We start from the raw sequence: 26,656 nt of genomic DNA, 5'->3' as shown, positions 1-26,656 counted from the left end.
GGCGGGTCAGGGGCGGGGCAGGGGCAGGTCGAGGGCGGATCAGGGGCGGTTCAGGAGCCGGCGGACGTCAGCGTGGCGAAGGCGATCACGTTGTCGGGGTAGCCGTCACCGGTGAGGACGCCGCCGCAGGTGATGAGCCGCAGCTCGGGGCGGTCGACGTTGCCGTAGACCTCCTCGGTCGGGAAGTCGACCTTGGCGACCGTCCGTACGGAGGTGACGGCGAACGTCGCCCTCGTGCCGTTCTCCAGGCGCGCCACGATCCGGTCGTCCTGCTGCAACCGAGCGAGCCGGTGGAAGACCCCGGCTCCGTAGTCGCCGACCGTGACATGGCCGAGGATCACCGAAGGCCCCTTCCGGCCCGGCACCGGCGAGTGCCGGTACCAGCCCGCCCGGTCGTTGGCCGAGATCGGGGGCGTCTCCACGGTTCCGTCCGGGGCCAGCCCCAGCGTCATGACCGCGGTGTCGACCCCGATGGCCGGGATCTCCAGCCCGACCGGAACCGGACGCCCGCCCTCCGCCGCCGTACGCGCGGAGGACCGCGAAGGGGCCCGCGTCCCGTCGGAACGCGCGCCCGCGTCCTGTTGTCCCGCCCCGTTGCCGCCGCAGCCCGCGAGCAGCGATGCCGTGGCCGCGGTCGCCGTGGTCAGGAAGGCGCGCCTGGAGAGCGATGTCATGCCCCGGTCGTCCGCCCGCGCCGTACGAGAAGGAACGTCGCGCCGCCCACCGCGAACGCCGCGGCGGCGCCCCCGCCGATCAGCCCGCCGCCGATCCCGGACTCCGCGGACGCGGACGCGGGCGCCGCGCCGGTGTCGGGCGCGCCCTTCGGTACGACGGGGACCTGGCTCGGCTCAGCGTCCGCGACCCGGGCCGGGGCCTGGCTCGGCTCAGCGTCCGCGGCGCGGGCCGGGGCCTGGGTCGGCTCCGCGTCCGCGGGGACCGGGGTCGGGGCCTGGGTCGGCTCCTTGGCCGTGGGGGCCTGGGTCGGGTCGGCGGTGCCGGAGGCGGGGGCGGGGGCCTGGCTCGCCCCGTCGGCGAACGCGGGCACGGCGCCCGCCAGCACGGCGGTGGCCGCGAGTGCCAGGGCACTGAGGACAGTTCGGCGCATGAATCGCTCTTTTCGTCGGTCCGCCCGCCCGGTGGACGCGGCGGGCTGCCTTACGGGTCGAGCGGAGAGACGAGACAGCGGCGGGACCGGTTGTAAAGAGATGGCAAAGTCGCCGGAGGCCGGTCTGCCGGTAGGTCGGTAGGTCGGTAGGCCCGGAAGGTGAGGTCTCGGTGCGGGCGAGCGTCAGCGCCCCCGCGCGTCCCAGGTCGCGAGTACGGCGTCGGCCGCGGGCGAGGTCGCCTCGTAGCCCTGTTGCCAGAACAGCAGCATCGCGGCTTCCAGGACGGCCTCCATGTCGAAGGCGCGGGGGCGGCCTGCGGGGGGCATGGTGAACCTCCTTCATTACGGATTGACTGCTCCGGTTTGCCATGCGGAGCTGACCTCCGGCCCCGCCGCACCCGACCACGACGGGCACAGGATGTCGGGTCCGGCACCCTGGTCCCTTCCTAACGTGGTGGAGCGGAAAGGGAAGGGGGCAGGGATGCTGGAGCGGCTGAACCAGGCTCTGGAGCACGTCGAGGCGCACCTTGTCGATCAGCGGATCGAGGTGGCCGAGCTGGCGCGGATCGCGGTGACGTCGGAGTACCACTTCCGGCGGATGTTCTCCGCGCTGGCGGGGATCCCGCTGTCGGAGTACATCCGGCGCAGGCGGCTGACCGTGGCGGGCGCCGAGGTGCTCGCCGGGGAGCGGACGCTGCTGGAGATCGCGGTGCGCTACGGCTACACCTCGGGGGAGGCGTTCGCACGCGCGTTCCGCGCCGTGCACGGCGTCGGTCCCGGCGAGGCCAGACGGACCGGTGCGGCTCTGCACTCCCAGCCACGGATGTCCTTCCGCCTCGTCATCGAAGGGAGCAGCGGTATGCGATACAGGGTTGTGGAAAAGGAGCAGTTCGTCGTGGCGGGCCGGAAGGCCCGGGTCCCCCTCGTCCATGAGGGCATGAATCCGGCGATCGCCGACTTCATCCGAAGTATCGGCCAGGAGACGATAGGGCGTATCACCGCGCTGTCCGACCAGGAACCGGAGGGGATCGTCGCGGTGAGCGACGGCCTCGACCCGAGCCGGGCCGAGGGGACCGAACTCGACTACTACCACGGCGTGGTGACCCGGGCGGCGGTCCCCGAGGACCTGGACGCGCTCACCGTCCCGGCGGGGACCTGGGCCGTCTTCGAGAACTCCGGGCCGTTCCCGCAGGCGCTCCAGTATCTGTGGCGGGACGTGTTCACGCAGTGGTTCCCGTCCAACCCGTACCGGAGCCGGCCGGGACCCGAGATCCTGCGCACCCGGCTGTCGCCGGACGGGGCGCGGGCGGACGCGGAGCTGTGGATCCCCGTCGAGCGCACCGAGGTCTGAACGGTCGGCGTCCGCGGGGTCGGTGACGAGGCGAAGGGGATCGATTGGTTGATACGTCCACGGGTTTTGTAGAGTTCCGTACATGACGGCGAACGGTCGCACACGATGGGGAGGGGCGCCTCAGCCGCGAGCGGTGGGGACGCGTCCGCTCCCGGCCGGCCGGCGCAACGCCCGTTGCTCCGGACCGGCTTGGAGCGATCCGCTCGGTTTTCTCCGAACAGAAAGGCCAGTGATGCACGCTCAGGAGCCTCCCCGGTCGGCCCAGGCGGGGCAACGGGTCCAGCGCGCGCCCGGCCGGCCCGTCTCGCCCGTGCCCGGCCGTTCGGCGTCGGTCGCGCCCATCCGGTCGGCGACCCCGGGCAACGCGCAACTCCTCCGTCTGCAGGGCGAGGCGGGCAACCGCGCCGTCGGCCTCGCGCTGCGCGGGGATCCGCACGCGCCGAGCATCCAGCGCGCACCGGGCCCCCCGGCGCCCCCGCCGCCCCCGGCGCCGGCGCCGATGCCCATCCGGTCGGGGCCGCCGAAGGGCGCCGGGGCCGCCGCCGAAACGGAGTTCGAGCTGCCGCGCGAGCACGAGGGGATCCGCGCCACCGTGCCGAACGGCATGCTGCCGCTGAAGAACAAGGCGCTGGTGAATCAGGTACTGACGAAGTACTACGGCGTGAACCGGACGGACATCGTGGACCAGATCAAGGCACGCTACGAGGCGGTGAACGGGAAAGCGTTCGCCGAGACGCCGGATATGGCAGCGCTCCGCGGGGGAAGCCGCCCCGGATACAAGGACTCGGACGCGTACATCGTCGACAACGGGGACGGGAAGGCGCCGCCGCACTGGCCAGTCGTCCCCGGCGAACAGGTCAAGGTGCACAAGGGAGGCATGGAGGGCTTCCGCCTCGCCCAGCCCGGCCACGCGTTCACCGGCCTGGTGCGCTTCGGCGGCCAGGACTCGAACGGCGCACCGACCGAGCCCAAGATCGTCCTCTTCCCGACGCAGAGCACCGGTGAGTACCTGAGGCAGGGTGTCGCGGAGCACGAGCAGGAGGACGCGGCCAACCCGCCGGAGATGCTGGACAAGTCGCGGGTGTACAAGAAGAAGTACTCCGAATACACCACGCACGCCGCATCAGGTGCCATGTCCAGCCACGGCAAGCTCTCCAGCCGTGTCGAGGACAAGAAGAAGTACGCGGGCCTCGTCAAGGACATGGAAGCGGACGACATGCAGAGCGCGGGCATGACCATAGGCTTCACCGTGATCAAGGGCGGGGGCTCGGCCGCGCACAAGTTCTCGTTCGTCTCCCGCAGCAGCAACAACCACACCTTCGACCTCGTCTCGCACGAGGAGAAGAGCTCGCTGAGCCCCAGGAAGCTCCAGCAGTTGCGCGCCAACCGCAGCACGAAGTTCGGCCACCTCATGCTCAAGGCCAACGGCGAGGGCAGCGTCACGAAGGCATGGGGCGAGAAGATCATCGCCTCGGTCAACGCGGCGGTCGGCTAGGCAGGCAGGCAGGCCGACCGGCAGGCAGGCCGTTCGCGGCGCCGGCTTCGTTCGGATCATGTCCTCACCGACATGACCGTACGGATCCGGCGCCGCCGAGCCGCGTTCACCGATGAGCGGCCAGCACTGCCGCCAGGCCCTCTCGCAGATCCTTGACGAAATACTCGGGAACCTCCAGCGACGGGAAATGTCCCCCGCTCTCGGGCGACCTCCATCGGACGATCTGTCGGTACCGCTGCTGCGCCCAGGGGCGCGGACACTTCTCGACGTCGCCGGGATACATACTGATCGCCGACGGGACGTCGACCCGGAGTTCGGGGTCGAGCGAGTTGTGGCTCTCGTAGTAGATGCGGGCCGACGATGCGCCGGTCCGCGTCAGCCAGTACAGGGTGACGTTGTCCAGAACGCGGTCCCTGGAGATGGTCTCGAACGGGCTGTCCTCGGTGTCCGACCACTCGGCGAACTTGTCGAGGATCCAGGCGAGAAGCCCGACCGGTGAGTCGACGAGCGAGTAGCCGATGGTCTGCGGGCGGGTCGCCTGCTGCTTCGCGTACGCCGCGTGGTGGCGCCAGAAATCGCGGGTCTCCTCGGTCCACTTGCGTTCGACCGCCGTCAGCCCGTCCGTGGTCACCCCGGGCGGCGCCTCCGCGAACGTGGTGTGGATGCCGAGAACGTGCGCAGGGAACCTGCCGCCGAGAACCGTGGTGATATTGCCTCCCCAGTCCCCGCCGTGGGCGGCGAACCTGCTGTAGCCGAGCCTCCCCATCAGTTCCACCCAGGCGGCTGCGATCTTCTCCGTTCCCCACCCGGTGGTGGCCGGCTTGTCGCTGTAACCGAAGCCCGGGAGCGACGGGGCCACGACGTGGAACGCCGGGGCGTCCGCGTCCTTCGGATCCGCCAGCTCGTCCACCACATCGGCGAACTCGGCGACGCTGCCCGGCCAGCCGTGCGTCAGGACCAGAGGAGTGGCGTCCGCGCGCGGGGACCGGCGGTGCAGGAAGTGGATTCCCAGATCGTCAATGGTCGTGCGGAACTGGCCGATCCGGTTGAGGCGCTCTTCGAACGACCGCCAGTCGTACCCGGTGCGCCAGTAGTCCACGACATCGACGAGGTCGGCGAGCGGAACGCCCTGGTCCCATCGGCGCGGGTCGGGCCCGGGGCGACAGACCGTCTCGGCCTCCGGCAGCCGCGCCGCGGCCAGCCGCGCGCGCAGATCGTCGAGGTCGGCGTCAGGTGCGTGGGCTTCAAATGCTTGCACGTCGCTGGTGGGGCGGGACATGAAAACCTCCTGGCCGTCGCGGAACCGGCTCCGATCCATTGAGAACCGGCTAAGACGGTTCTAACAGTTCTCCCAGCCACGCTGCAACCAGCTAAGGTGGTTCCATGCCTGCTGGGTTTCCTGACTTCCGCCTCGGTACCGTGCTGGCGACCAGCTTCACGGGGACCCTGTCGGAGCGTCGTGGCAACCCTGTGGAGCGCATTCCGGTGCCGCACCGACTCGTCGACTGGCTGGAAGTGAACGGCCTCGCCGTGGCGTCCTGCACCACGGCCCAGCTCGACCGCGCCCGGGAACTGAGGGAGTCGATTCACGCCGCCGCGACAGCGGCGGCGCTCCAGGACGCTCTGCCCGCGTCCGCTGTCCAGGTCATCAACGACTACAGCGCGCAGGGTCAGGCGGCGGCCGTCCTGACGCCCGAGGGCCGGCGGCGATGGCTGCTCGGCTCGGCTTCCAGCGTGGAAGACGCCCTCAGCGTGATCGCCGCCGACGCGGTCAGCGTCATCGCAGGCGAACGCGACGGAAAACTGGCCTTGTGCGCGTCACCGACCTGCCAAGCCGCCTTCTTCGACACCAGCCAGAGCCGCACCCGCAAATGGTGTGACATGAACACATGCGGGAACCGTCAGAAGAAGGCGCGCTTCCAGGCCAACCAGCGCAAAAACTCCAGTTCAGCGGAGTGATCGGCCTTCCCCGGGCGCCCTCGACGCGGGGACGGTCGTGGCGAAGGCGGACCAGGCGGCGGGGGTGAGGAGAAGGACCGGGCCGGCCTGGTTCTTGGAGTCGCGGACGGCGACGGTGCCGGGTATGTTCCGGGCGACTTCGACGCAGTCAGGGGTTCCGCCGCTGTAGCTGGACTTCTTGAACTGGAAGGACATCACTCGGTCAATCCCTTGCTGACACTGTCGATGAACTGGACCGAGTCATAGGGCGACAGGCTCGATCCGGCAACCCGGGCGAAGAGAGATGCGTAGTCGGATCCCTCTGCCGCATCCTCGTACCAGATGGTAGACCGAGCGGTGTCCTGGTACACCACGTCCACAGCTCCCTCCTCGCCGAAGGAGAGAATGCTGAAGGGACCACCGACGCAGGGATGCGCCCCAGCGCGAAAGGGCAGCACCTGAATGCGTACGTTGGGGAGTTCTGACAGCTCGCACAGGTGATTGAGCTGGCGGCTCATCACCTTGGGGCCGCCCATCAATTGCCGGAGCGCGGCTTCCCAGATCACCGCATGGATGTGCAGAGGGTCCTCGGCGTGCAGTCGTGCCTGGCGCTTCAACCGTGTTGCGACGACCTCCTCGATCCGGTCCATGTCGTCCCAGGACAGATCGGCCACCCCCATGGCCCGGACGTATTCGGGAGTCTGGAACAGGCCGGGGATGAGCGCCATTTGCCACTGTCGGATGCTGAGTGCCGCGTCTTCCGTGGAGATGTACTCGACTTGGGCGGCGACTGATTGCTCGTCGTCCCACCACCCCTTCACCTTGCGCCGGTCCCGGTCCCTCCGTGCCAGTTCGCGCATCCGGTGCAGAACGTCGGCGTCCACCTCGTACAGCTCGCACAACGCCTTGATGTCCGGGTCCCGCATGGGTACCGAGCCGCTCTCCATCTTGACGACCTTCGTCGGAGTCGCGCTCAGCGCGGCGGCACCCTCCTGCTGCGTTTTGCCCGCCGCGACGCGCAGCTTGTACAGCTCTCCGCCCAACTTGCGGCCCAGCACGGTGGAAACTCGGCTCCCGCCCGTCCAACCAGGGGCTCTCCCCATGTCACCCTCCTCGTCAGCTTGTTCACAGTGTGTCACTCCCCTGTCGCCCTCGGCGGCCGGTCACCCTTACGGGGAATATGTTCCCGCAATGCTTGAGCTTTGCGCATACCGGCCGCTACGTTCAGTGCGCAACCGCTCGCACTGCGGAGCCACTTGGTGGAAGTGCACCGCCTTGCCCTGCGCCGGAACCGGCGCATAGCGGGGTGGCATCGCCACTGCCATGCGCGTCCCCGTACGGGCAGATCCCGACCGCACACGGAGGTGCGTGTTCATGACCGCTGCGCAGGAAGTTCCGGCCCCGGGGCCTGAGTTCGGGCCCGTGCTGAAGGTGGATTCGCTGGATTACACGCCGGTGGCCGGCAGTGTGTCGCTGGCCCGGGGGCACGTGGGGCGGTTGGTGGCGGAGTGGGGGCGGCCGGAGCTGTCGTGGTCGGCGGCGTTGCTGGTGAGTGAGTTGGGGACGAACGCGTTGTTGCACGGGTGTCTGCGGGACCGGTTCTTCCGGGTGCGGGTCGCCTTGACGGCCGCAGTGCTCCGTATCGAGGTCACCGATCCGCGCGGGGAGCGGTTGCCGGTGGTGCGGGCCGCCACCGACCAGGAGTGTTTCGGCAGGGGGCTGCTGATCGTGGAGCAGGTCGCGGACCGGTGGGGCGTGGAGCCCCGTACCGTCGGCAAGACGGTCTGGTGCGAACTGTGGACGCGGTCAACCGGGTTTGACGGGGGAGCGGGTCCGGGTGCACACCCCCGTGTGTATGGGGGCGACGAAACCACCAGCCCCTGACAATCCGTGCCATTGAGCGGAGCGCGAAACGTGGCGTCCGGGGCGAGATATGCGGGCGCGGAAAACGTAAATGTCCTGTTACGGGGAAGTTCCTTCCCATGAACCACGACGCCCCCACGAAGCAGGACGACGAACAGCGCGATCCGCAGGGCCAATACGTCACTTTCCGGCTCTCCAGTCACCCTCGTAGCGTCGGCCGGGCGCGCCATGTGTTGCGGGCGCGGATCGGACTGGACGGGGATCCGGGCGCGACCGCGGCTCTGCTGCTGTCGGAACTCGTCACCAACGCGCTGCGGCACGGCAGTCCGCCGGGCCGGGAGATCGCCGTCACCCTGTTCCGGGCCGAGGGGCTGTTCCGGGTGGAGGTCGAGGACGCGGGGGACTGTCTGCCGAGGCCGCGCGTTCCGGAGGCGGAGGACGAGTGCGGGCGGGGGCTGGCGCTGGTCGCGGCGCTGGCCGACGACTGGGGCGTGGCGCCGCGGCGGGGGCCGGGGAAGCGGGTCTGGGCGTTGCTGAAGGTGCCGGGCGGGGTGACGGAAGGGCAAGGGGTCACACCGGGGGGCAGGCCGGGGATCACATCGGGGGGTGCGTCGGGCGTCCGGTGAGGCCGGTGCGGCGCTGCGGGGAGGCGATGGCGCGTGCGCCCCGTACCTCTTGGCGCAGTGGGGCCAGGACGCCCTTCTCGTCGCCGCCGAGTTCCGCCCGTACCTCCACCAGGACGGCGCTCGACCGCATGCCGTCCGCCAGTTCGCGCAACTGGCGGACGATCGCGGTGATCTCGGCGGGGGCGGGCGGCGGGGCGCCGTGGTCGACGCGGACCCGGGCCGCCGTCGTGGCGTCCACGACGCGTTCGACGGCGACGAGCAGGGGCCACCAGGCCCTGGCGCGGGTGCCGGTGGGCGGCGGTTCGGTCAGGGCGCGCTGGAACTCGGTGCGGACGACGGAGAGATCGCGGTAGATGCGGCGGCGGGTGCGCACGCGTTCCGACTGGTCGGGGCCGGTGCCGACTCCGGTGGCGGCATCGGCATCGGCGGCGTCGGGAGCTGGCGCGAAGGCGCACCGTACGTACTCCGCCGTCTCCTCGACCGCGTCCGCCAGGCGGTCCCCGATGCGGGTGTGCCAGCTCTCCGGCCAGAGCAGATACCCCGCGATCAGGGCGATCGCGCACCCCATCATCGAGTCGACGAAGCGCGGGAGCAGCAGCCCGGAGCCCTCGTGGCTGAGGAGGTCGGAGAGGAGCAGGATGACGGGGGTGATGGCCGCCGTCTGGAAGGCGTACCCCTTCGCCGTCATCGCGGGCACGATCCCCGCGATGACGAGCATCACCGCCACGTCCCACCAGCCGCGCGCCACGTGGGAGAGGATCGCCGCCGCGACGACGAGCCCGGCCACCGTGCCGAGGGCGCGCAGCACGGCCCGGGAGAAGACCGAACCGTAGTCCGGCTTGAGGATGAAGGTGACGGTGAGGGCCACCCAGTACGAGCGCGGTACGGGGATGAGGGACACCAGCGCCTGGGAGAGCCCGATGCAGAGCGCGAGACGCAGGCCGTACCGCCAGGAGTCCTCGGAGAGCAGGACGTCGCGGGTGGCGCGGCGCGCGCGGACGCGGAGGGCGGCGGGGCGGCCGAGTCGGTCGTCGACGTTGTGCGGGTCGGGCTCGGAGTGGTTCACGACGGACGTGGCGTGGCGGAGCGCGGCGTCGACCGCGCGCTCCGCCGAGGTGGCGCCGGGCCGCGGGGGACGGTCCGGCTCGGTGGCGCGGTCCGTACGGCCCTCGGCCACCGCGTCCGCCAACTTCCTTACGGCGTCGGGCACCGCGGCCGGCAGCGGACGGCCGTGCAGATGGGCGGCGGGGGCGGCCTCCACCAGCGGGATGACGACGTTGAGCTGGGCGAGGAGCCGTACGAGGGGTTCCGAGCGGCCGTGCTCGCGGGCGCGGCGGGCGAGGATCAGGTCGTACGCCACGTTGAGGGAGTCGGTGACGGCCTGGCGTTTCGTGTCGTACTCCTGCCGACCCGCCGCCGCGAGGAGGTCGGCCACCGCGCGGTACGTACCGGCGACGGCGGCGCGTTCCGGTTCCATGCCGCGCAGGGGCCAGGCCAGCAGGGACAGGAGGAGGACGAAGAGCCCGCCGAGCAGGAAGAGGAGCGGCGCCACCCACCAGGGCTCGGGCATCGCCAGCCCCGCGCCCAGTACGGAGAAGAGGAGGAGCTGGAGCCCCGAGGACGAGGCGACCGCGCCGATGGAGGACATCATTCCGGAGACGAGCGCGAGCAGGGTGAGCACGCCGACGGCCCACCAGCCCCGGTCGAAGACGAGCGCGCCGAGCGTGACGCCGACGGCGCCGAAGAGCTGGGGGACCGCGATGTGGAAGATCCGCATCCGGTACGCGTCGGCGGTGTCGCCGATGACGCCGTACAGGGCGCCCATCGAGGCGAGCGCCCCATAGGCGGGCTGATCGACGGCGAAACCCACCGCGAGGGGGACGGCCATGCCCACGGAGGCACGGGCGACGGCGGCCCACGGGATGGGCGCGGAGCTGGGCCGCAGCCCCGCGAGCAGCCAGGAGGGGGCGGTGGGGCGGCGCGGCGGGGCGTTCGACGGGCCCGCGCCGCCCCGGTTACCGCCCTGGTTACCGCTCGGGTTGTCGCTCGGGGTGTCGCTCGGGTCGGAGTGTTCTCCCATGGCGCCAGGGTGACGTACGGGGCGGAACGTGGCCGACACCGGTGCCCGGTCCGGCGGCTCCGGCCGCGTCTGCGCCTACGCCTGGTACCCCTCGACCTCGCTCGCCGGCCGGACCCGCGCCTCGTCCGGGTTCTCCCCGAACTCCGACTTGGCGCGGCGCTGGCGCAACAGGTCCCAGCACTGGTCGAGCTGGACCTCCACGGAGCGCAGCCGCGTCTCCTCGTCCGGCGCGAGGCCGAGCCGGCGGGTCGAGCGCTCGCGCAGGGCGCGTTCCTCCGCGACGAGCGCGTCGATGTTCCGCAGGATGTCGGCATTGGGTTCGTCGTTCATGCTCCGATCCTCACGCCGGGCCGCCCCGCCCGCATGTCGGACCGTATGTCGAGCCGTGCGTCGGACCGCGCGTCGGACCGCGCTCAGTGGAGTTCGAGGCCGACGAGCAGGGATCGGTGGTCGGTGTCCGCCAGGTCCAGGAAGCGGGCGCTCCGTACCGAGAAGTCGTCGCTGACCAGGACGTGGTCGATCTGCGCGCCCAGCGGCCTGGGCACGTCGGTGGGCCAGGACGGGGTACGGCCCGCGCCCGCCAGGAGTGCGCTGTCGCGCAGCGCGCCCGCGTCCAGGACGGCGCGGAACGTGGCGTGGTCGCGGGTGGCGTTGAAGTCGCCCGCGAGGATCAGCGGCGCGTCGGCCGCCTTCTGCGCGGCGGCGAACGTACGGATACGGCCCAGCTCCGTATGCCAGTCGTCGACCATGCCCGGGATGGGCGGCAGCGGGTGGGCGAGCTGGAGTTGCACCGTACGGTCGCCGATGCGCGCCGTGGAGCCGGGCATCGCGAGGAGGCCGGGGATGCGCGCGGTGTCGGTGAGCGGGAAGCGGGAGAGGATCGAGGACCCTTCGGCGCTGCTGGCCTTGACGACGTTCCGGTACGGGTAGTCGGCGTCCGGTATCTGTTCGGCCAGGAGTTCCACGCAGCGGAACTCGCATTCCTGAACGAAGACGAGGTCCGGCTTCTCGCGGCGGATCACCTCGATCAGGCCGCGTGTGGCCTGCCCGTACTCGACGTTGGACGTCAGCACCTTGAGCGGGACGGGCGCGGCGCTCCCCGCCCCGGACGCGGCGCCCGCCGCCCGGACCTCGGAGCCGGTGCCGGCTCCGGCGCCCGTGCCCGTGTCGTACGGCCGCAGGAACCATCCCGCGGCGCCCATGACCACCAGCGCCCAGACCGCCCCGGCGCGCCAGCGCAGCAGCGCGGCGAGGAGCAGGGCGAGGGCGGCGGGGACGAGCAGCCAGGGCAGGAACGCGAGGAGCTGCGGTACGGGGGTGACGCCGTCGCTGCCGAGCGCGCGGCAGCCGAGGAGGACGGTGGCGGCGAGAAGGAACAGGCCGGTGGCCCCGATCAGCAGGCGCTGGTGGAGGGGGCGGGCGACGGGCGGTGACGGTGCGTCCGCAGGATCCCTACGGTTGGGGCTGTTCAACGGGGTTGGCCTCTCGCGCTCGGCCCGATGGAGGTCATGGCCTGGTGGAGGTCCCCATCCTTCCTCACGCCTTATGGGCGCACACACGTGAAGGCGGGAACAGCGGCGACAACCGCTGTTCCCGCGAGGTTGGTTGGCTTCTTCGGTGTGGCTTCTCGGTGTGGCTTCTCGGTGTGGCTTTTTCTGTGTGGCTTTTTCTGTGTGGCTTTTTCGGTCCGGGGGTGCCGGATCGTCAGGTTCTCGCGCCCGACCCGGATCGTGCCCCGGCGTCGAGAGCGCCCCGGTCGTTGGCCAGCGCCCAGATGATGAACGCCGACAGTGCCATGCCCACGACGGCCCACACCGGCTGGTGTGGCAGATACATGAACTGCGCGATCATGTTCAGCGCGGCAAGTCCTATACCCGCGTACCGTGCCCACCTGGCCCGTGCGAGGAGTGCCATACCGACGAGGGCGAGCAGAACGCCTATCGCCAGATGGATCCAGCCCCACGACGTCAGGTTGAACGAGTAGGTGTAGCCGGCGGTGTTGAGGAACGCGTTCCTCCTGATCGCCGCTATCCCCTGGAGGATGTCCGTCACTCCGATCACCAGCAGGAGCACGCCGGCGAAGAAGCTACCGCCAACTGCCCAAGCGGCCTTCCTTTCCGCATGGGCTCCGGTGCCGTGTCCTACGCCGGTGGTTCCCATGCCCATTCCAGTACCAGTACCTGTGCCTGTGCCCATGCCCGTGGTGGGGGGCCGCTGTGCTGTGTTCTGGCTCATAACCCCATGGTGCTCCAAATGGAACAAAAGGGACATTCGGCTGGGTGGTATCGGAATAAAGATTTAGTAAAGCCAGGCGTGGCGGCCCTCCTGACCGCTCTCGTGGCCGCCTTCAAGGGGCCTCTCCCGGCGACCTCTCCCGGCGGCCTGTGAGGCGCCCCGTCAGCCACGTGGCCAGTGCCAGCAGAAGCCCTGCGCCCAGCAGGGACCAGCCGGTGATACGGAGTGAGCCGGTCAGCGCGTCGTAGAACGCGGCGCCGGCCGCCCGGTCCCCGTCGTCCGGCAGGTCCTGGAGCACGGTCCCCCGCGTCACCGCGACGACCACGACCAGCAGCACCCCGCCCGCCGCGACCGCGAGGCCGACACCCGTCAGCGCCCGGCGCCTGCGGCCGGCCACGGCGGTCAGTACGGCAGCCGCCGCGAGCAGCGCCGTACCCACGGCCGGCCAGATCCCGGCGGCACGCAGCCCTTCGGCGACCTCGCGCCAGACACCGAGCCCGTTCGCCTCCAGGACGACGATGCGGGTGTCCCGTACGGGGATCCGGTCGGCGAACGGCACGCCGTCGGACACCAGTTGCGCCTTCACTTGCCGGACCACGGGCGCCAGATCAAGGGTCACGGCGTTGCCCCGCCCGTTGGTCAGGGCCTGTTCCACCGTGGAGTGGGTGGCGCGTACGGCCGTCCTCCACGCGTTCCTGAACGCGTCGGACTCGGCGAAGGACAGCACGGCGTCGTGCAGCAGATCGCGCATCGCCCTCCGCAGGTCATCCTGGAACGGCCCCACATCGAACGCGCCGCTCTTGATCTCCGACATCACCTGGTCCGTGATCCGGTCCGCCAGGGCGATCCGTACGGCGTGGTCGGAACCGAGCGGCGCGGTCGTGGCGACGAAGCGGCGGGTGTCGCCGACCTCCAGATCGGCCCAGGCGGCGACCGCGCTGAGGGGGGTGAGGACCGTCAGCAGGAGGATCAGCGCCAGGGAGAGGGAGGTCCGGTGGTTGGTCCGCACCCCTCAAGGGAACGCGGACCGGCCGGGCGGCGCGAGCGGTGCGCCGCCGACCCGGTGAGGAGGGGGCCGGTCGGGCTTGACGGGCGCGGTGGGCGGGTGTGCTCTGGAGAAGCGGGGGGTGCGGGGGGTGAGGGAAGGAGCTCCCGGCCATGGCCACACCTGTTCTGCCCGGACGACACGGCGGCGGCGCACCGGTCCGTACGCAAGGGGCGCACCGTACGTACGAACCATCCCGCGCGTCGGGCGGGTCCGGCGCGTCGGGCGCGTCCGGCGTTCACGGCGCGCGCTCCGGGCGTAGCGGCCGGCACATCTCCCCGCTCGTCCTCGGCGTACCGCTCTTCCTGGGCATCGCCTACGGCGCGTACGCCCAGGCCATCGCGCGCAGCGGCGGTCCCGCGACCTGGGGGCAGCTCGCCCTGGCGCTGATCTCCGGGGCCGCCTTCGCGCTGCTGCTCTTCGGGCTGCTCAGGGTGGAGCACTCCCTGCCGCGCGAACTCAGGGCGGCGGCCTGGGGCGTGCTGGTGGGCGGATCCATCGGCTTCCTCTACAGCCTCACCGGGCACAGCGTGCTGCTGTCCTCGGGGATCGGCCTGGCGATCGGCGCGGGCACGGTCATCGCCACCTTCTACCGCTTCTACACGCGAGAACCCTGACGCCCGAGCGGTACCGCCGTCCGCGCGGCCCGCCAGATCTGATCTGGCGGGCCGCGCGGACGTGTCTCGCGCCTGGGAGGTGAGGGAGCACGGGGTGTGGTCGGCGTCTCCGGAGCCCTCATCTCCTGACCCACGGACGGACAAGCTAGGGAACAGCAATGAGCACTGATCTGGCGATCGAGACCAGAGGGCTGGTGAAGGTCTTCGGCGACAACCGGGCCGTCGACGGCGTCGATCTCGCCGTGCCGGCGGGCACCGTCTACGGGCTCCTCGGGCCGAACGGGGCGGGCAAGACGACCCTCGTCAGGATGCTGGCGACGCTGCTCCGGCCGGACGGCGGCGAGGCGCGGGTCTTCGGCAAGGACGTACGGAAGGAAGCGGACGCGGTACGCGGCCGGGTGAGCCTCACCGGGCAGTACGCGTCGGTGGACGAGGACCTGACCGGTACGGAGAACCTGGTGCTGCTCGGACGGCTCCTCGGCCACTCGGGACGGGCGGCGCGGGAGCGGTCGGCGCGGCTGCTGGCGGCGTTCGGACTGGCGGAGGCGGCGGGGCGCCAGGTCAAGAACTACTCGGGCGGGATGCGGCGCCGTATCGACATCGCCGCGTCCCTCCTCAACACGCCGGACCTGCTCTTCCTCGACGAGCCGACGACCGGGCTCGACCCGCGCAGCCGCAACCAGGTGTGGGACATCGTCCGGGCCGTCGTCGCGCACGGCACGACGGTGCTGCTGACGACGCAGTATCTGGACGAGGCGGACCAGTTGGCCTCCCGTATCGCGGTGATCGACCGTGGCCGGATGATCGCCGAGGGCACGAAGGGCGAGCTGAAGGCGTCGGTCGGCGCCGGGTCGGTCCATCTGCGGCTGCGGGACGCGGGGCAGCGGACGGAGGCCGAGGGGGTGCTGGCGCTGGCGCTCGGCGCGGCCGTGCAGCTCGGCCCCGACCCGGTGGCGCTGACCGCGACGGTCAACGGCCACAGCACGGAGCGGGGCGTGGCCGAACAGGCCGCGCGGGCGCTGGCGGAGCTGGCCCGCTCGGGGATCACGGTGGACACCTTCTCGCTGGGCCAGCCGAGTCTGGACGAGGTGTTCCTCGCCCTCACCGAAAGAAAGCCGGACGACAGCCCGGACCAGAACCCTGGCTGCGGGCCTGACGGCGTCCCTGACGGCGGCCCGCACGGCAGTGGGGCGGCCACCCTGACGACGGAGGAGGCGGCGGCATGAGCACCGCGGTCACGAAGACGAAGAACGCGCACGATCTCGCGGATCCCGCGCTGACCTCTCCCACGGCGGAGGATCTGGCGACCCTCCTGGCCGGCCAGGACCGGCCGCCCCGGCCCAGCGGGCTCACCGCCTCGCTCGCCTTCGGCTGGCGGACCCTGCTCAAGATCAAGCACGTGCCGGAGCAGCTCTTCGACGTCACGGCCTTCCCGATCATGATGGTGCTGCTGTACTCGTACCTCTTCGGCGGCGCGCTGGCCGGTTCCACAGCGGAGTACATCCAGTTCCTGCTGCCGGGGATCCTGGTGATGAGCGTCGTGATGGTCACGATGTACACGGGCGTCGCGGTCAACACCGACATCGAGAAAGGTGTCTTCGACCGCTTCCGCACCCTCCCCATCTGGCGCCCGGCCCCGATGGTCGGCTACCTCCTCGGCGATGTCGTCCGCTATGTGATCGCCTCGGCCGTCATGCTCGGCGTCGGCATCCTCATCGGCTACCGCCCCCAGGGCGGGGTGCCCGGGGTCGTGGCGGGGGTGGCGCTGCTGCTGGTCTTCTCGTTCTCGTTCTCGTGGGTCTGGACGATGTTCGGGCTGTTGCTGCGCAGCGAGAAGTCCGTGATGGGCGTCAGCATGATGGTGCTCTTCCCGCTGACCTTCCTGAGCAATGTCTTCGTCGACCCGAAGACGATGCCGGGCTGGCTCCAGGCATTCGTCAACAACAGCCCGGTCAGCCATGTGGCGACCGGGGTACGGGAGTTGATGGCGGGTCACTGGCCGACAGCCGCCATCGCCTGGTCCCTGGGCTGGTCGGCGGTCCTGCTGATCGGCTTCGGTACGGTCACGATGCGCCTGTACAACCGCAGATGACGCCACCGCGGCCTCGCCGGTCGGCACACCCCCCGCCCCGGGAAGACAGGTCAGAGGCGCCAGTCGACGGGCGGGGCGGTGGGGGCGGGGCGGTAGGCGCAGGTGGAGCCCGTGGACACCGATGCCCGGAGATGGGCGGCGAGTTCGGGGTGGAGGGCGTCGAGTCTGCGCAGGGTGTCGCGGATGCGGGCGGTGACCGTCTTACGGGCCCGCTCCGCCTCGTCGCCGAGGCGCCGGGTCCGTCCGCCGAGGCCCGCCGCCCGGCGCAGCTCGTCCAGCAGGGCCTGCCGCTCCCGCTCACCCTCGGCGCCGCGGGCCGTATCCCCGCGCGTACAGGCCCGGTCGATCTCCTCGTCCAGCTCCGCCAGCCGCTGCTTGTAGGCGGCCTTGGCACGTTCGTCCAGCACGGCGTCGCCGCCCAGCGACCGTGTCGCGGTGACGACGTGTCCGCCCTCGGGGGCGAGGAGGTGGACGGCGGGCAGGTCGGCGCCCGGGTGGCCGAGGAGCGTATGCAGGTCCCGTAACCCCTTCGCGTCGGGCACATGGACCGACCGCCCCGCGAAGGCCAGCGCCCAGACCGTGCCGTCCCGCCGGAACTCGGCCCCCTGGGACTCGGCTTGCTGCAAGTCGGCCTGCTGGTCCCCGGCTTGGGGGGATGAGGACGGGGCTGGGGCCGGGTTGGGGGAGCGGTGGCGCAGGGCTTCCGCTCGCGTCAGGGCCGTGGTGGCGCGCTGCGACCACGGGACGGCCCCGAGCCGGTCCGCCGCGTCGCGCGCCGCCGTCAGCGCCGCCACCGCCTCGTCCCACCGGCCGCTCGCGGCGTCCAGGGTGCCGAGCCAGAGGTCGACCGGGCCGCTGATGTCGCAGCCGTACAGGGAGACCATCCACTGGCCCGCGTACGGCGCGAGCGCGGCCCGTGCGCGGGAGATCAGTGCCTCGTCGCCCGACGCGGCGGCCGTCTGGGCGCGGAAGCGCAGCCACAGCGGGGCGTAGACGCGCGGGAACTGCGGGTCCGCGCCGGCCTCCACCTCCCGGAGATACCGGACCGCGTCCGCCGTGTCGCCGCGCTCCAGCGCCGTGAGGGCCGCCGGCAGCCGGGGATACGGATAGCCCAGACCGTCCAGCGTCCCGACCACCGCCCGCGCCGCGTCGAACCGGCCCCGGAGCAGCTTGAGCGCCCAGTCCAGATGCGCGCTGATGAATCCGTACGGTGCGTGCTCGCGCCAGGGTTCCAGCGCCTTGGCCAGCAGCTCCTCCGCCTCGTCGAAGCGGCCCGCGAGGGAGGCGGCCATGGACAGATCGATGGCGCTGCCGAGCTGGAAGCGGCGTTTGCCCGTCCGCTCGGCCAGCGTGACATACGCGCGAAGCTCCGCGAGGAAGCGCGGATCGCCCTGTTCCAGCAGCGTGACCCAGCGCATCCCCGTCGCGTGCACCTCCGTGTCGTGGTCGCCCGCGCGGCGGGCGATGGCGGCCATCTCGTCCGTGAGCGTGAGCCGTTCGGCCGCCGTGCCCAGCCCCCAGATCGTGTCGTGCCGCGCCCAGAGCGAGAAGGCGAGCGCGTCGTCGTCCCTCTCGCGGCGGGCCAGCGCCGTGGACCGTACGGTCAGTTCCCGCGCGAGCTGGGCCGGATCGAGCTGCTGCGGATCGGCGCCGCCGCCGATCAGGGTGCGGTGGGCCTCCCGGAGCAGCCCGGTGGTCTGTGCCTCGTGCCCGGGGACACCGCCCCGGCGGTGCAGGGTGATCGCCACGCGGGCCAGCAGCTCGGCGTCCCGCAGCTCACGGGCCGGGGCGGCGGCCCGTTCGAAGTACCGCCAGGCTTCCTCCTCCTCGCCGTAGTTCCGTAACTCGCCGCCGAGGTCCAGGGCGATCAGCACGGCCCGGCGCGGATCCCCGGGCCCGGCCTCCGGCCGCTGGTCCGCCGTCCCCTCGGCGATCCGCAGCGCCCGCCGGTAGTGGCCCAAAGTCTCCTCGCCGGCCAGCCTGCTGGAGGCGTCCCGCGCCGCCGCCAGCAGCACGTCCAGCCTGCGGTCACACTCCAGCGCGTCGCCCGCCAGCCAGGCGTGCCGGGCCAGCTCGGCGGGGAAGAGCTGATCGTTGAGCGCGGGATCGCCGTCCAGGACGCGTACGACCTCGGCGTGCCGGCGCCGTACGTCCGGCTCCGGCAGCGCGGCGTACAGCGCCTCCCGTACGAGATCGTGCGCGAAGGCGAACCGGCCCGCCTGTCCTGCCACCACCACCCGGGCCGCCACCGCGCGCTCCAGCAGCCGGTCCACGTGCGGTACGGGCGCGGCCGTGACGCCCGCCAGCACCCGGTGGTGGAACTCCCGGCCCAGCACGGCGGCCGAGGTCAGCAACGCGCTCACCGGCGGCGGGAGTTGCGCGATCCTGCTCCGTACGGCCTCGCTCACCCCGGGCGCCACCGTGGAGAGCGGGCTGCCGCTGTGCCAGAGCCGGGCCGTCTGTTCGACGAAGAACGGGTTGCCGCCGGTCCGCCGGTGGACCTCGTCCATGACGGCCGCCTCCGGCTCCCGCCCGGTGGTGAGCGCGAGCAGCGCACCCACCTCGTCCCGGCCGAGCCCCGTCAGCGTCAGCGTCGTCGTCGCCCGCGCGACCAGGGGGAGGATCAGGCCCCGGAGCGGATGGTCCGGCGCCTCCACCTCGATGTCGCGGTACGCCCCGACGAGCAGCAGCCGCTCGAACCAGGCGTGCTGCGCGGCGAATTCGAGAAGCCGGAGGGAGGCGGGGTCCGCCCCGTGCAGATCGTCGAGGACGACCACGACCGGGCGGTCCTGCGAGACGGCGACCAGGGCCGAGGTCACCGCGTCGTACAACGCGAAGGCGTTCTGCGGCGAGTTCGGGGAGTTCGGGGACCTTGGCGCGTTCGGCGCGTTCGGGCGGTGCGTGGACCGCACGTACCGGGGCTCGCCGAGCAGTACCGCGAGGCGCCCGCCCGCCGCGCGCTCGATCTCCGCCCAGCGCTCCTGCCCGACCCCGCGCCGCAGCCCCCGCAGGACCTGCACCCACGGCCAGTACCCCGGCGCGCTCTCCGAGTCCCAGCACGAGCCGCTCAGGACGAGCGCGCCGAGCCGCCGCGCCTCGTGCGCGGCCCGGGTGACCAGCGCGGTCTTGCCGATGCCCGCCTCGCCCGTGACCAGCGCGAGGCCCCCATGGCTGTCCGTCGTCCGGGCGATCTCCGCCCGGAGGACACCCATGGGGTGGTCACGCCCGATGAGAGCTGGGGTCATACCCAAACCATAGGAGACCCCACTGACAACGGACCTTCCCGTCCATCAGACCGTCCATCAGGTCAAGGCGTGACGTTCGCGAGAAGCTGCTCGAAAGGCACTACCTCATCGAACTCGTTCGCGCTCCCGCCGGCGCTCCCGCTCCCGTGGCCGCCGTTGTCGTTCCTCCGGGTCGCCTCACGCGCCGTCCGCCCCTGGAGCAGCCGGCCGAACTCCCCGCCGGCCCGTTCGATCCGGGCCGGCAGTCCGCCCGCGTGCGTATCGGCCCCCGCGCCCCAGTCGTCCGTCGCGGCGAACACGGCGGTCGGCAGGGTCAGCGCGTGGAGGTACGAGAACAGCGGGCGCATCGCGTGTTCCACCACGAGGGAGTGGCGGGCGGTCCCCCCGGTGGCCGCGAGGAGGACGGGAGTTCCGGTGAGCGCGTCGGGCTCGACCAGGTCGAAGAACGACTTGAAGAGCCCGCTGTACGAACCGGCGAACACCGGCGTCACCGCGATCACCCCGTCCGCCCCGGTCACCGCCGCCAGCGCCGCGCCGAGCGGGGCCGAAGGGAAGCCGGTGACCAGGTTGTTGGCGATGTCGACGGCCAGCTCGCGCAACTCGACGACCTCGACCTCCGCCTTGCGGTCCTCGGCGGCGAGCGCCCGTACGGACGCCTCCGCCAGCCGGTCGGCCAGCAGGCGCGTCGAGGACGGCTTGCCGAGACCGGCCGACACGGCGACCAGCTTCAGCGGTGTGACGGAGTCGACCGACACGGCGTCCATGATCAAACCTCCCTCTTCGGGGTCGCGGAGACGGCCTTCCCGGTCGCGGCGACGGCCGGGTGCAGCGGACCGTCCGGGACCCCGGCCGGCCGCCGGTTCGCGAACTCCTTGCGCAGGACGGGGACGACCTCCTCGCCCAGCAGGTCGAGCTGTTCCAGCACCGTCTTCAGCGGCAGCCCCGCGTGGTCCATCAGGAAGAGCTGGCGCTGGTAGTCGCCGAAGGTCTCGCGGAAGGACAGCGTCTTCTCGATGACCTCCTGCGGGCTGCCCACGGTGAGCGGGGTCTGCTCGGTGAACTCCTCCAGGGAGGGCCCGTGCCCGTACACCGGGGCGTTGTCGAAGTACGGCCGGAACTCCCGTACCGCGTCCTGCGAGTTCTTCCGCATGAACACCTGGCCGCCGAGGCCGACGATCGCCTGCTCGGGGGTGCCGTGGCCGTAGTGCGCGTACCGCCTGCGGTAGAGGTCGATCAGCTTCTGGAAGTGGCCCTTGGGCCAGAAGATGTTGTTGGCGAAGAAGCCGTCCCCGTAGAAGGCGGCCTGCTCGGCGATCTCGGGCGACCGGATCGACCCGTGCCAGACGAACGGCGGGACCCCGTCCAGCGGCCGGGGCGTCGAGGTGAAGCTCTGGAGCGGCGTACGGAACTTGCCTTCCCAGTCCACGACGTCCTCGCGCCACAACTTGTGGAGCAGGGCGTACTTCTCGATCGCGAGCGGGATGCCCTGCCGGATGTCCTCCCCGAACCAGGGGTAGACGGGCCCGGTGTTACCCCGCCCCATCATCAGGTCGACGCGTCCGCCGGCCAGGTGCTGGAGCATCGCGAAGTCCTCGGCGATCTTCACCGGGTCGTTGGTGGTGATGAGGGTGGTGGAGGTGGAGAGGATGAGGCGCTCGGTGGTGGCCGCGATGTAGCCGAGCATGGTGGTGGGCGAGGACGGCACGAACGGCGGGTTGTGGTGCTCGCCCGTCGCGAAGACGTCGAGACCCACTTCCTCGGCCTTCCGCGCGATGGCGACCATCGCCTTGATCCGCTCGTGCTCGGTCGGCGTACGTCCGGTCGTCGGGTCGGTCGTGACATCGCCGACCGTGAAGATCCCGAACTGCATCGCGCTCACCTCTCGCCTCTTCGGTGGACTGGCGTCTGATCCGGCTCATCGAAATGGTTGAAGCTTCAACTTTGCCGACTGAAGCCTACAACGGCATCGGGCGCGGAATCTATTCCGGGCGCTTCGCTCTGCGGCCTTGAGTCACTGTAAGTAGATTTGTCGTACCAATACGGAACCACTGGATCCGCTAAGCCCCTCCCGGATCCCCCTCCCGGATTCCCCTCCCGACAGGTGGAACAGACAGGCACGCCCCTAGGAGAACGCCGATGCCGCACACCCGCCACACGAAGGGGACGCTTAAGAAGTGGGCCCTTGGGGTGGCCGTTGCCGTTGCTGCGGCTCTCTCCCTGGGGCAGAGTGGCCGGCCCGTGCCCGATGCTCCCGGAGTCTTCTCCGACACCGGCGACCCGATCACCTTCGCCCACGGCGGGGACACGGTCCCCACGCCCGTCACGGAGAGGGGCGGCGGCAGGCGGCCCGCGGTGGCCGGGGTGTCCGAGGTGCTGATGCCGACCGGGCCGGCCGCCGCGTTCACCGTGGCCGCCACCGTTCCCGAGGACGGGTCCAAGATCGCCGTGACGACGCTGGCGGGGAGGAAGTCCGGGTTCACGGGGCGGGTCTGGGTCTGGGTACCGCCGCAGTACAAGGACCCGGCGTACGCGAGGAGCGGGTTCCCGGTCATGATCGCGCTGCCCGGGGGCGCCGGGTACCCCGTCAACTACTGGATGGGTACGGATCTGAAGCTGGAGGCGAGCATCGCCGCGTGGTCCCAGGAGGGCAGGAGCCTGCCGTTCATCCTGGCCATGCCCGTGCTCAACCCCCACCCCGACACCGGCGGGCTCTACTGGGACGCCAGTGACATCCCCGGGCAGCCGAAGATGGGAACGTGGCTGACGGAGGACGTCCCCGACCTCGTCAAGGCCAACTTCCGCACCCTGAGATCGCGCGACGGCTGGGCGATCATGGGCTCGTCCACCGGCGGGTTCGCCGCGCTGAAGTCCGTCCTCCAGAAGCCCCGCCAGTTCAAGGCGGCCCTCGTCTCGGGCCCGGACCTCGCGCCGGACTCCCGGCTGTGGACCGGGCACGAACAGGAGGAGCGGGCGAACGATCCGGCCTTCCTCGCCCCGGAGCTGATCAGGGCGAAGGGCCCCGACGTCTATCTCGCCTTCCAGGTGGGCACGGTCGGCTCCGACGCCCGGACCGGACCGAAGGTCGAGGACTTCGTCCGTACGTACACCCGAGGGCCGATCAGGACCAGGCTCAGCGTGATCCAGGGCGGCGGCCACAACGCGCGCACCTACGTACCGAACATGGTCGACGCCGGTCTGATCCAGTGGATCAGCGCCCATATGCGGGGCCCCGTCCCGGCCCCCTGACCAGCGCCGCCGCCGGGCCCGCCGCCGGGCCCGCCACCGGCCGGCCGAGCCCTCCCGTGCCTAGCACCCGCAGGGAGAGGCTACGCCGTCCGGGGCGACCCATACTCGGATCCATGAGCGGAAAAGTTCAGCTCGGAGACTTCCTGCAAGCGCGGCGCTCCCAGCTCCGTCCCGAGGACATCGGGGTTCCCACCTACGGGGAGCGGCGGCGTGTGCCGGGGCTCCGGCGCGAGGAGCTGGCGCTGCTGGCGGGCGTGAGCGCGTCCTACTACGCGCGGCTGGAGCAGGGGCATTCGATGAACGCCTCGCCGGACGTGCTGGACGCGATCGCCCGCGCCCTGCGTCTGGACGAGGCCGAGCGACTGCACCTGTACGACCTGGCCCGTACGGCCAAGCGCCGTGGCCGGGCGCGGCGGCCCGCGCCGGAGCGGATGACGGAGGCGGCCGGTCAGCTCCTGGATTCGCTCCCGGACGTCCCCGCGCTGGTGCTCGGCCGCCGTAACGACGTGCTGGCCTGGAACCGACTCGGCCACGCGCTGTTCGCCGGACATCTCGACCCCGGCGCCCCGGACCGGGCGGCGGAGCGCCCCAACATGGTCAGGATGGTGTTCCTCGACGCCCACACCCGCGACCTGTACGCGGACTGGCCGGCCAAGGCCAGGTCGGTGGTGGGGAACCTGCGGCTGGTCGCCGGCCAGTACCCGGACGACACCGCGCTGCACGCGCTGGTGGGCGAACTCAGCTCGAAGAGCGCGGACTTCGCGTCGATGTGGGCCGACCACCGCGTCAGGACGTGCGACGTCAGCGTCCACGAGATGCGGCACCCGCTCGTCGGGACCGTGACCGTCACCCAGCAGACCCTGGGCCAGGGCCCTGGCCAGAACGTCGTGCTCGCGACCACGGACACCGGCTCGCCGTCGCGTACGGCGCTGGCCCTGCTCGCCCAGGCCGTGGCGCCGCCGCCCGGTTCCCCGGACCGTTCCCCCGCGTCCTCGGCCGCGTCCCGGCCCGGGGTCAGCGCGGGCTGACCCCCCTCTTCCCCTCTCTGTTCCTTGTTCCTCGTGCGTCGGCGTGGCGCTGCCGCATGCCCGAAATCAGTGAAGGACACCGAAGCACCATGCAGAGCCAGAGCCAGAGCCAGAGCCAGAATCAGAATCCGGGCCAGGATCCGGGCCGGGACGTGTACGAACTCGCCCTGGGCGACGTCACCATCACCCGCGTCGGGGAGTTCTCCGGTCCCGTAGGGATGACCCCCGATGTCTTCTTCCCCGGCGGTACGGAGGAGGCGTGGCAGCGCCACCGGCCCTTGCTGACCCCCGACTTCCTGGACCCCGACACCAACATCTGCGTGTCCGCCCTGCAGACCTGGGTGCTGCGCAGCGAGGGCCGGACGATCCTGATCGACACCGGGGCCGGTAACCACAAGGAGCGGCCGTACGCGCCGGTCTGGGGGCACCTCGAAACCGACTACCTGGAGAACCTGGCCCGCGCCGGGGTGCGGCCCGAGGACGTGGACGTCGTCGTCAACACGCATCTCCATCTCGACCACGTCGGCTGGAACACCGTTCTGCGGGACCGGACCTGGGTGCCGACCTTCCCCAACGCCACCTATCTGATGCCCAAGGCCGACTTCGACTTCTGGAACCCCGCCCACGCGAACCCCTCGGTGTTCGGACCCGGCAACCAGAACGTCTTCGAGGACAGCGTCGCGCCCGTCCACGCCGCCGGCCAGGCGCTGCTCTGGGAGGACAGTCACCGTATCGACGGCCACCTGCGCCTGGAGGCGGCGCCCGGGCACACGCCCGGCTCCAGCGTGATCACCCTGGAATCCGGCGGGGACCGCGCGGTGTTCGTCGGCGATCTGCTGCACACCCCGCTCCAGATCATGGAGCCCGACCAGAACAGTTGCTTCTGCGAGGACCCGGCCGGGGCGCGCGCCACCCGCCGCCGGATCCTGGGCCGGGCCGCCGACCGCAACGCCCTTGTCCTCCCGGCCCACTTCGGCGGCCACGGTGCCCTGGAGGTACGGCGCGACGCGGGCGCGTTCGGCATCAAGGAATGGGCCCCGTTCGCGCGGCTCCGGACGGACCGCCCGTGAACCGCCACCCCGAGGGCCCTTCCGGCCCTCCCGCCGGGATCGTCGTACCCACGGAGAGCGGCGCCGTACGGGGGCGGCGCCACGGCGGTACGGCGGTCTTCCACGGCATCCCCTACGCCGCACCCCCTGTGGGCCGTGCCCGCTTCGCCCCGCCCCGGCCGCACGCCCCGTGGGCGGGGGTACGCGACGCCACCGAGCCGGGCCCCACTGCCCCGCAGGCCCGGCGTGATGCCTTCGGCGCCCTGGACATGTCCCCGTACTTCGGCCCTGGTTGGGTCAGGGGCGAGGACTACCTCACCCTCACCGTCCACGCACCCGTCGACGGGAACCTGGCCGCCCGGCCGGTGATGGTCTTCGTGCACGGCGGCGGCTTCGTCGCCGGATCACCCCGCGCGCCGCTGTACGACGGCACCGCCTTTGCCCGCGACGGCGTCGTGCTGGTCACCGTGGCCTACCGCCTGGGCATCGCGGGTTTCCTCGACCTGCCCGGCGCCCCCGCCAACCGCGGCCTGCTCGATGTCATCGCCGCGCTGCGGTGGGTCCGCGAGAACATCGCCGCGTTCGGCGGCGACCCCGGCAACGTCACCCTGTTCGGCCAGTCCGCGGGGGCCACCCTCACCGGTGCCGTTCTGGCCGACCCGGCCGCGCGCGGGCTCTTCCGGCGCGCGATCGTGCAGAGCGGCAGCGGTCTCGGGGCACACACGCCCGAACAGGCCGCCCGCGTCACGGACGCGGCGGCCCGCGCGCTGGAGATACGGCCCCGGCTCGACGCCTTCGCCGCGCTGTCCGACGAACGGTTCGTGGAAATCATGCCCCGGCTCGCGGGCATCGATCTCACCACCCCGACCCACCTCGATCCTTTGGCCGGGCTCAGCCCGTTCAGCGTCGTACTGGAGCGCCAGCCCGCCCACACCCTGGCCGCCCACGCGTACGGTGTCGATCTGCTGGCGGGCGTCAACTCCGAGGAGGGGAACCTCTATCTCGCCCCGCAGGGGCTGCTGACCTCCACCACCGCCGCTGACCTCGCTGACCTCGCGGCCCGCACCGACCGCGCCCCGGCCGAGCTGGTGGCCGCCCACCGCGCCCGCCGACCGGACGCCACGGACGGCGCGTTGCGGTCCGCCATCCTGGGCGACGCGCTCTTCGGCAACGGCACCCGGCGGCTTCTCGACGCCCATGCCGCCGGCAGCGCCGCCACGGCTGCTGACGCCGGGCGCACGTACGCGTACGAGTTCGGCTGGCGCTCCGACGCCCTGGGCGGGCAGCTCGGCGCGGCCCACACCGTGGAGCTTCCCTTCGTCTTCGACACGACCCACCTGCCCCAACTGCACGGACCCGGCGCCCTGCTGGGGACAGCGGCCCCGCCGCCCGAGCTGGCCCGGCGCACGCACGCCGCCTGGGTCGCCTTCGCCCGTACCGGCGATCCGGGCTGGGAGCCGTACACGCCCGGACGGCGCGTCACCTGCCGCAGCGCAGAGGAGTGGACACAAGAGAAGTCGATGTAGGAGGTACGGAGGTACGGAGGTACGGGAGTACGGAGGTACGGGCCGGGCACGGGCGGCGTGTCCGGGGCCGGTTGGCACCTCCCCGGGGAAGATATTAGGTTAGGCTCGCCTAACC

Annotated in this window: 26 protein-coding genes; 12 read left to right on the top strand and 14 right to left on the bottom strand. The window is 71.6% G+C overall.

Annotated elements, in window-relative coordinates; genetic code table 11:
- Window positions 1–50 precede the first annotated feature (50 nt).
- The 3 genes from ACIBJC_RS33930 to ACIBJC_RS33920 all read right to left on the bottom strand — a co-directional run bounded on the left by ACIBJC_RS33930 (window position 51) and on the right by ACIBJC_RS33920 (window position 1,432).
- Entirely contained in the window at window positions 51–674 is a 624-nt protein-coding gene (locus ACIBJC_RS33930; protein ID WP_399299181.1) for a class F sortase, read from the bottom strand.
- The gene (locus tag ACIBJC_RS33925) at window positions 671–1,105 is read right to left on the bottom strand and encodes a sortase-dependent protein (RefSeq protein ID WP_399299179.1); all 435 of its coding nucleotides are present in this window, start codon (window positions 1,103–1,105) and stop codon (window positions 671–673) included. Before ACIBJC_RS33925 ends, ACIBJC_RS33930 begins: the two co-directional genes overlap by 4 nt.
- Window positions 1,106–1,288: 183 nt before the next feature.
- Window positions 1,289–1,432 carry a hypothetical protein gene (locus ACIBJC_RS33920; protein ID WP_399299177.1) on the bottom strand — a complete coding sequence of 48 codons (144 nt, stop codon included), beginning with the start codon at window positions 1,430–1,432 and terminating at the stop codon, window positions 1,289–1,291.
- A 154-nt stretch (window positions 1,433–1,586) separates the two neighbouring features.
- On the opposite strand from ACIBJC_RS33920, the gene ACIBJC_RS33915 reads away from it, so the two are divergent.
- Both ACIBJC_RS33915 and ACIBJC_RS33910 read left to right on the top strand, forming a co-directional pair.
- Window positions 1,587–2,456 carry an effector binding domain-containing protein gene (locus ACIBJC_RS33915; RefSeq protein ID WP_399299175.1) on the top strand — a complete coding sequence of 290 codons (870 nt, stop codon included), beginning with the start codon at window positions 1,587–1,589 and terminating at the stop codon, window positions 2,454–2,456.
- A 232-nt stretch (window positions 2,457–2,688) separates the two neighbouring features.
- Window positions 2,689–3,951: a hypothetical protein gene (locus ACIBJC_RS33910; protein WP_399299173.1), complete on the top strand. Its 1,263-nt coding sequence runs from the start codon at window positions 2,689–2,691 to the stop codon at window positions 3,949–3,951.
- A gap of 106 nt (window positions 3,952–4,057) precedes the next feature.
- Here ACIBJC_RS33910 and ACIBJC_RS33905 read toward each other — a convergent pair whose 3' ends face one another.
- Window positions 4,058–5,230 (bottom strand): epoxide hydrolase family protein, encoded by a 1,173-nt coding sequence (locus ACIBJC_RS33905; RefSeq protein ID WP_399299171.1) that lies wholly within the window; start codon window positions 5,228–5,230, stop codon window positions 4,058–4,060.
- Window positions 5,231–5,334: 104 nt separating this feature from the next.
- Here ACIBJC_RS33905 and ACIBJC_RS33900 point away from each other — a divergent pair, with 104 nt between their 5' ends.
- Window positions 5,335–5,910, top strand: a complete 576-nt coding sequence (locus tag ACIBJC_RS33900) for a CGNR zinc finger domain-containing protein (protein ID WP_399299169.1) — start codon at window positions 5,335–5,337, stop codon at window positions 5,908–5,910.
- Here ACIBJC_RS33900 and ACIBJC_RS33895 read toward each other — a convergent pair.
- Window positions 5,899–6,105, bottom strand: coding sequence for a DUF397 domain-containing protein (locus ACIBJC_RS33895; RefSeq protein ID WP_399299168.1), 207 nt, complete (start codon window positions 6,103–6,105; stop codon window positions 5,899–5,901). The two genes, ACIBJC_RS33900 and ACIBJC_RS33895, sit on opposite strands and share 12 nt — an antisense overlap.
- Entirely contained in the window at window positions 6,105–6,947 is an 843-nt protein-coding gene (locus ACIBJC_RS33890; RefSeq protein ID WP_399299166.1) for a helix-turn-helix domain-containing protein, read from the bottom strand. Before ACIBJC_RS33890 ends, ACIBJC_RS33895 begins: the two co-directional genes overlap by 1 nt.
- A gap of 316 nt (window positions 6,948–7,263) precedes the next feature.
- Between ACIBJC_RS33890 and ACIBJC_RS33885 the strand changes: the two genes are divergently transcribed.
- Entirely contained in the window at window positions 7,264–7,773 is a 510-nt protein-coding gene (locus ACIBJC_RS33885; protein WP_399299164.1) for an ATP-binding protein, read from the top strand.
- 98 nt (window positions 7,774–7,871) lie between these two features.
- Window positions 7,872–8,378 (top strand): ATP-binding protein, encoded by a 507-nt coding sequence (locus ACIBJC_RS33880; protein ID WP_399299162.1) that lies wholly within the window; start codon window positions 7,872–7,874, stop codon window positions 8,376–8,378.
- Here the strand turns inward: ACIBJC_RS33880 and ACIBJC_RS33875 are convergent.
- The 5 genes from ACIBJC_RS33875 to ACIBJC_RS33855 form a co-directional block, all read right to left on the bottom strand.
- On the bottom strand, window positions 8,347–10,458 hold the full coding sequence (locus tag ACIBJC_RS33875) for an FUSC family protein (RefSeq protein ID WP_399299160.1): 2,112 nt from the start codon (window positions 10,456–10,458) through the stop codon (window positions 8,347–8,349). The genes ACIBJC_RS33880 and ACIBJC_RS33875 overlap by 32 nt on opposite strands.
- A gap of 75 nt (window positions 10,459–10,533) precedes the next feature.
- A complete protein-coding gene (locus ACIBJC_RS33870) occupies window positions 10,534–10,788 on the bottom strand; it encodes a DUF2630 family protein (RefSeq protein ID WP_329824381.1) in 255 nt (84 codons plus the stop codon).
- Window positions 10,789–10,871: 83 nt separating this feature from the next.
- Window positions 10,872–11,930, bottom strand: coding sequence for an endonuclease/exonuclease/phosphatase family protein (locus tag ACIBJC_RS33865; RefSeq protein WP_399299158.1), 1,059 nt, complete (start codon window positions 11,928–11,930; stop codon window positions 10,872–10,874).
- A 232-nt stretch (window positions 11,931–12,162) separates the two neighbouring features.
- A complete protein-coding gene (locus ACIBJC_RS33860) occupies window positions 12,163–12,531 on the bottom strand; it encodes a hypothetical protein (protein ID WP_399299156.1) in 369 nt (122 codons plus the stop codon).
- A gap of 274 nt (window positions 12,532–12,805) precedes the next feature.
- Window positions 12,806–13,702 (bottom strand): hypothetical protein, encoded by an 897-nt coding sequence (locus ACIBJC_RS33855; protein WP_399299154.1) that lies wholly within the window; start codon window positions 13,700–13,702, stop codon window positions 12,806–12,808.
- Window positions 13,703–13,851: 149 nt separating this feature from the next.
- Between ACIBJC_RS33855 and ACIBJC_RS33850 the strand changes: the two genes are divergently transcribed.
- The 3 genes from ACIBJC_RS33850 (at window position 13,852) to ACIBJC_RS33840 (ending at window position 16,447) form a co-directional block, all read left to right on the top strand.
- Entirely contained in the window at window positions 13,852–14,355 is a 504-nt protein-coding gene (locus ACIBJC_RS33850; RefSeq protein WP_399299152.1) for a hypothetical protein, read from the top strand.
- A 158-nt stretch (window positions 14,356–14,513) separates the two neighbouring features.
- Window positions 14,514–15,581, top strand: a complete 1,068-nt coding sequence (locus tag ACIBJC_RS33845; protein ID WP_399299150.1) for an ATP-binding cassette domain-containing protein — start codon at window positions 14,514–14,516, stop codon at window positions 15,579–15,581.
- The gene (locus ACIBJC_RS33840; RefSeq protein ID WP_399299148.1) at window positions 15,578–16,447 is read left to right on the top strand and encodes an ABC transporter permease; all 870 of its coding nucleotides are present in this window, start codon (window positions 15,578–15,580) and stop codon (window positions 16,445–16,447) included. Before ACIBJC_RS33845 ends, ACIBJC_RS33840 begins: the two co-directional genes overlap by 4 nt.
- 50 nt (window positions 16,448–16,497) lie before the next feature.
- On the opposite strand, the gene ACIBJC_RS33835 is transcribed toward ACIBJC_RS33840, so the two are convergent.
- The 3 genes from ACIBJC_RS33835 to ACIBJC_RS33825 form a co-directional block, all read right to left on the bottom strand.
- Window positions 16,498–19,692: an ATP-binding protein gene (locus ACIBJC_RS33835; RefSeq protein WP_399299146.1), complete on the bottom strand. Its 3,195-nt coding sequence runs from the start codon at window positions 19,690–19,692 to the stop codon at window positions 16,498–16,500.
- 62 nt (window positions 19,693–19,754) lie between these two features.
- Window positions 19,755–20,456, bottom strand: coding sequence for an FMN reductase (locus ACIBJC_RS33830; RefSeq protein WP_399299144.1), 702 nt, complete (start codon window positions 20,454–20,456; stop codon window positions 19,755–19,757).
- A 2-nt stretch (window positions 20,457–20,458) separates the two neighbouring features.
- The gene (locus ACIBJC_RS33825) at window positions 20,459–21,562 is read right to left on the bottom strand and encodes an LLM class flavin-dependent oxidoreductase (RefSeq protein ID WP_399299225.1); all 1,104 of its coding nucleotides are present in this window, start codon (window positions 21,560–21,562) and stop codon (window positions 20,459–20,461) included.
- A 368-nt stretch (window positions 21,563–21,930) separates the two neighbouring features.
- On the opposite strand from ACIBJC_RS33825, the gene ACIBJC_RS33820 reads away from it, so the two are divergent.
- The 4 genes from ACIBJC_RS33820 (at window position 21,931) to ACIBJC_RS33805 (ending at window position 26,541) form a co-directional block, all read left to right on the top strand.
- Window positions 21,931–22,938 (top strand): alpha/beta hydrolase, encoded by a 1,008-nt coding sequence (locus tag ACIBJC_RS33820; RefSeq protein ID WP_399299142.1) that lies wholly within the window; start codon window positions 21,931–21,933, stop codon window positions 22,936–22,938.
- A gap of 113 nt (window positions 22,939–23,051) precedes the next feature.
- Window positions 23,052–23,966, top strand: coding sequence for a helix-turn-helix domain-containing protein (locus ACIBJC_RS33815; RefSeq protein ID WP_399299140.1), 915 nt, complete (start codon window positions 23,052–23,054; stop codon window positions 23,964–23,966).
- 89 nt (window positions 23,967–24,055) lie between these two features.
- Complete coding sequence (locus ACIBJC_RS33810; RefSeq protein WP_399299138.1) at window positions 24,056–25,036, top strand: MBL fold metallo-hydrolase; 981 nt, start codon at window positions 24,056–24,058, stop codon at window positions 25,034–25,036.
- A complete protein-coding gene (locus ACIBJC_RS33805) occupies window positions 25,033–26,541 on the top strand; it encodes a carboxylesterase/lipase family protein (RefSeq protein WP_399299136.1) in 1,509 nt (502 codons plus the stop codon). The genes ACIBJC_RS33810 and ACIBJC_RS33805 overlap by 4 nt, the downstream gene beginning before the upstream one ends.
- Window positions 26,542–26,656 lie beyond the last annotated feature (115 nt).

The sequence above is a fragment of the Streptomyces sp. NPDC050509 genome, from assembly GCF_044457965.1.
GTDB lineage: Bacteria > Actinomycetota > Actinomycetes > Streptomycetales > Streptomycetaceae > Streptomyces.
Note: the sequence above shows the minus strand (reverse complement) of the source record. Positions and strands in the feature narration are given on the sequence as shown.

What these genes read in the sequence shown, in the direction of transcription:
- ACIBJC_RS33875 (WP_399299160.1), bottom strand. Translation starts at nt 10,458, where the DNA reads ATGGGAGAACACTCCGACCCGAGCGACACCCCGAGCGACAACCCGAGC.
- ACIBJC_RS33920 (WP_399299177.1), bottom strand. Translation starts at nt 1,432, where the DNA reads ATGCCCCCCGCAGGCCGCCCCCGCGCCTTCGACATGGAGGCCGTCCTG.
- ACIBJC_RS33835 (WP_399299146.1), bottom strand. Translation starts at nt 19,692, where the DNA reads ATGACCCCAGCTCTCATCGGGCGTGACCACCCCATGGGTGTCCTCCGG.
- ACIBJC_RS33850 (WP_399299152.1), top strand. Translation starts at nt 13,852, where the DNA reads ATGGCCACACCTGTTCTGCCCGGACGACACGGCGGCGGCGCACCGGTC.
- ACIBJC_RS33830 (WP_399299144.1), bottom strand. Translation starts at nt 20,456, where the DNA reads ATGGACGCCGTGTCGGTCGACTCCGTCACACCGCTGAAGCTGGTCGCC.
- ACIBJC_RS33815 (WP_399299140.1), top strand. Translation starts at nt 23,052, where the DNA reads ATGAGCGGAAAAGTTCAGCTCGGAGACTTCCTGCAAGCGCGGCGCTCC.
- ACIBJC_RS33840 (WP_399299148.1), top strand. Translation starts at nt 15,578, where the DNA reads ATGAGCACCGCGGTCACGAAGACGAAGAACGCGCACGATCTCGCGGAT.
- ACIBJC_RS33845 (WP_399299150.1), top strand. Translation starts at nt 14,514, where the DNA reads ATGAGCACTGATCTGGCGATCGAGACCAGAGGGCTGGTGAAGGTCTTC.
- ACIBJC_RS33825 (WP_399299225.1), bottom strand. Translation starts at nt 21,562, where the DNA reads ATGCAGTTCGGGATCTTCACGGTCGGCGATGTCACGACCGACCCGACG.
- ACIBJC_RS33810 (WP_399299138.1), top strand. Translation starts at nt 24,056, where the DNA reads ATGCAGAGCCAGAGCCAGAGCCAGAGCCAGAATCAGAATCCGGGCCAG.
- ACIBJC_RS33905 (WP_399299171.1), bottom strand. Translation starts at nt 5,230, where the DNA reads ATGTCCCGCCCCACCAGCGACGTGCAAGCATTTGAAGCCCACGCACCT.
- ACIBJC_RS33880 (WP_399299162.1), top strand. Translation starts at nt 7,872, where the DNA reads ATGAACCACGACGCCCCCACGAAGCAGGACGACGAACAGCGCGATCCG.
- ACIBJC_RS33925 (WP_399299179.1), bottom strand. Translation starts at nt 1,105, where the DNA reads ATGCGCCGAACTGTCCTCAGTGCCCTGGCACTCGCGGCCACCGCCGTG.
- ACIBJC_RS33870 (WP_329824381.1), bottom strand. Translation starts at nt 10,788, where the DNA reads ATGAACGACGAACCCAATGCCGACATCCTGCGGAACATCGACGCGCTC.
- ACIBJC_RS33900 (WP_399299169.1), top strand. Translation starts at nt 5,335, where the DNA reads ATGCCTGCTGGGTTTCCTGACTTCCGCCTCGGTACCGTGCTGGCGACC.
- ACIBJC_RS33915 (WP_399299175.1), top strand. Translation starts at nt 1,587, where the DNA reads ATGCTGGAGCGGCTGAACCAGGCTCTGGAGCACGTCGAGGCGCACCTT.
- ACIBJC_RS33930 (WP_399299181.1), bottom strand. Translation starts at nt 674, where the DNA reads ATGACATCGCTCTCCAGGCGCGCCTTCCTGACCACGGCGACCGCGGCC.
- ACIBJC_RS33910 (WP_399299173.1), top strand. Translation starts at nt 2,689, where the DNA reads ATGCACGCTCAGGAGCCTCCCCGGTCGGCCCAGGCGGGGCAACGGGTC.
- ACIBJC_RS33895 (WP_399299168.1), bottom strand. Translation starts at nt 6,105, where the DNA reads ATGTCCTTCCAGTTCAAGAAGTCCAGCTACAGCGGCGGAACCCCTGAC.
- ACIBJC_RS33885 (WP_399299164.1), top strand. Translation starts at nt 7,264, where the DNA reads ATGACCGCTGCGCAGGAAGTTCCGGCCCCGGGGCCTGAGTTCGGGCCC.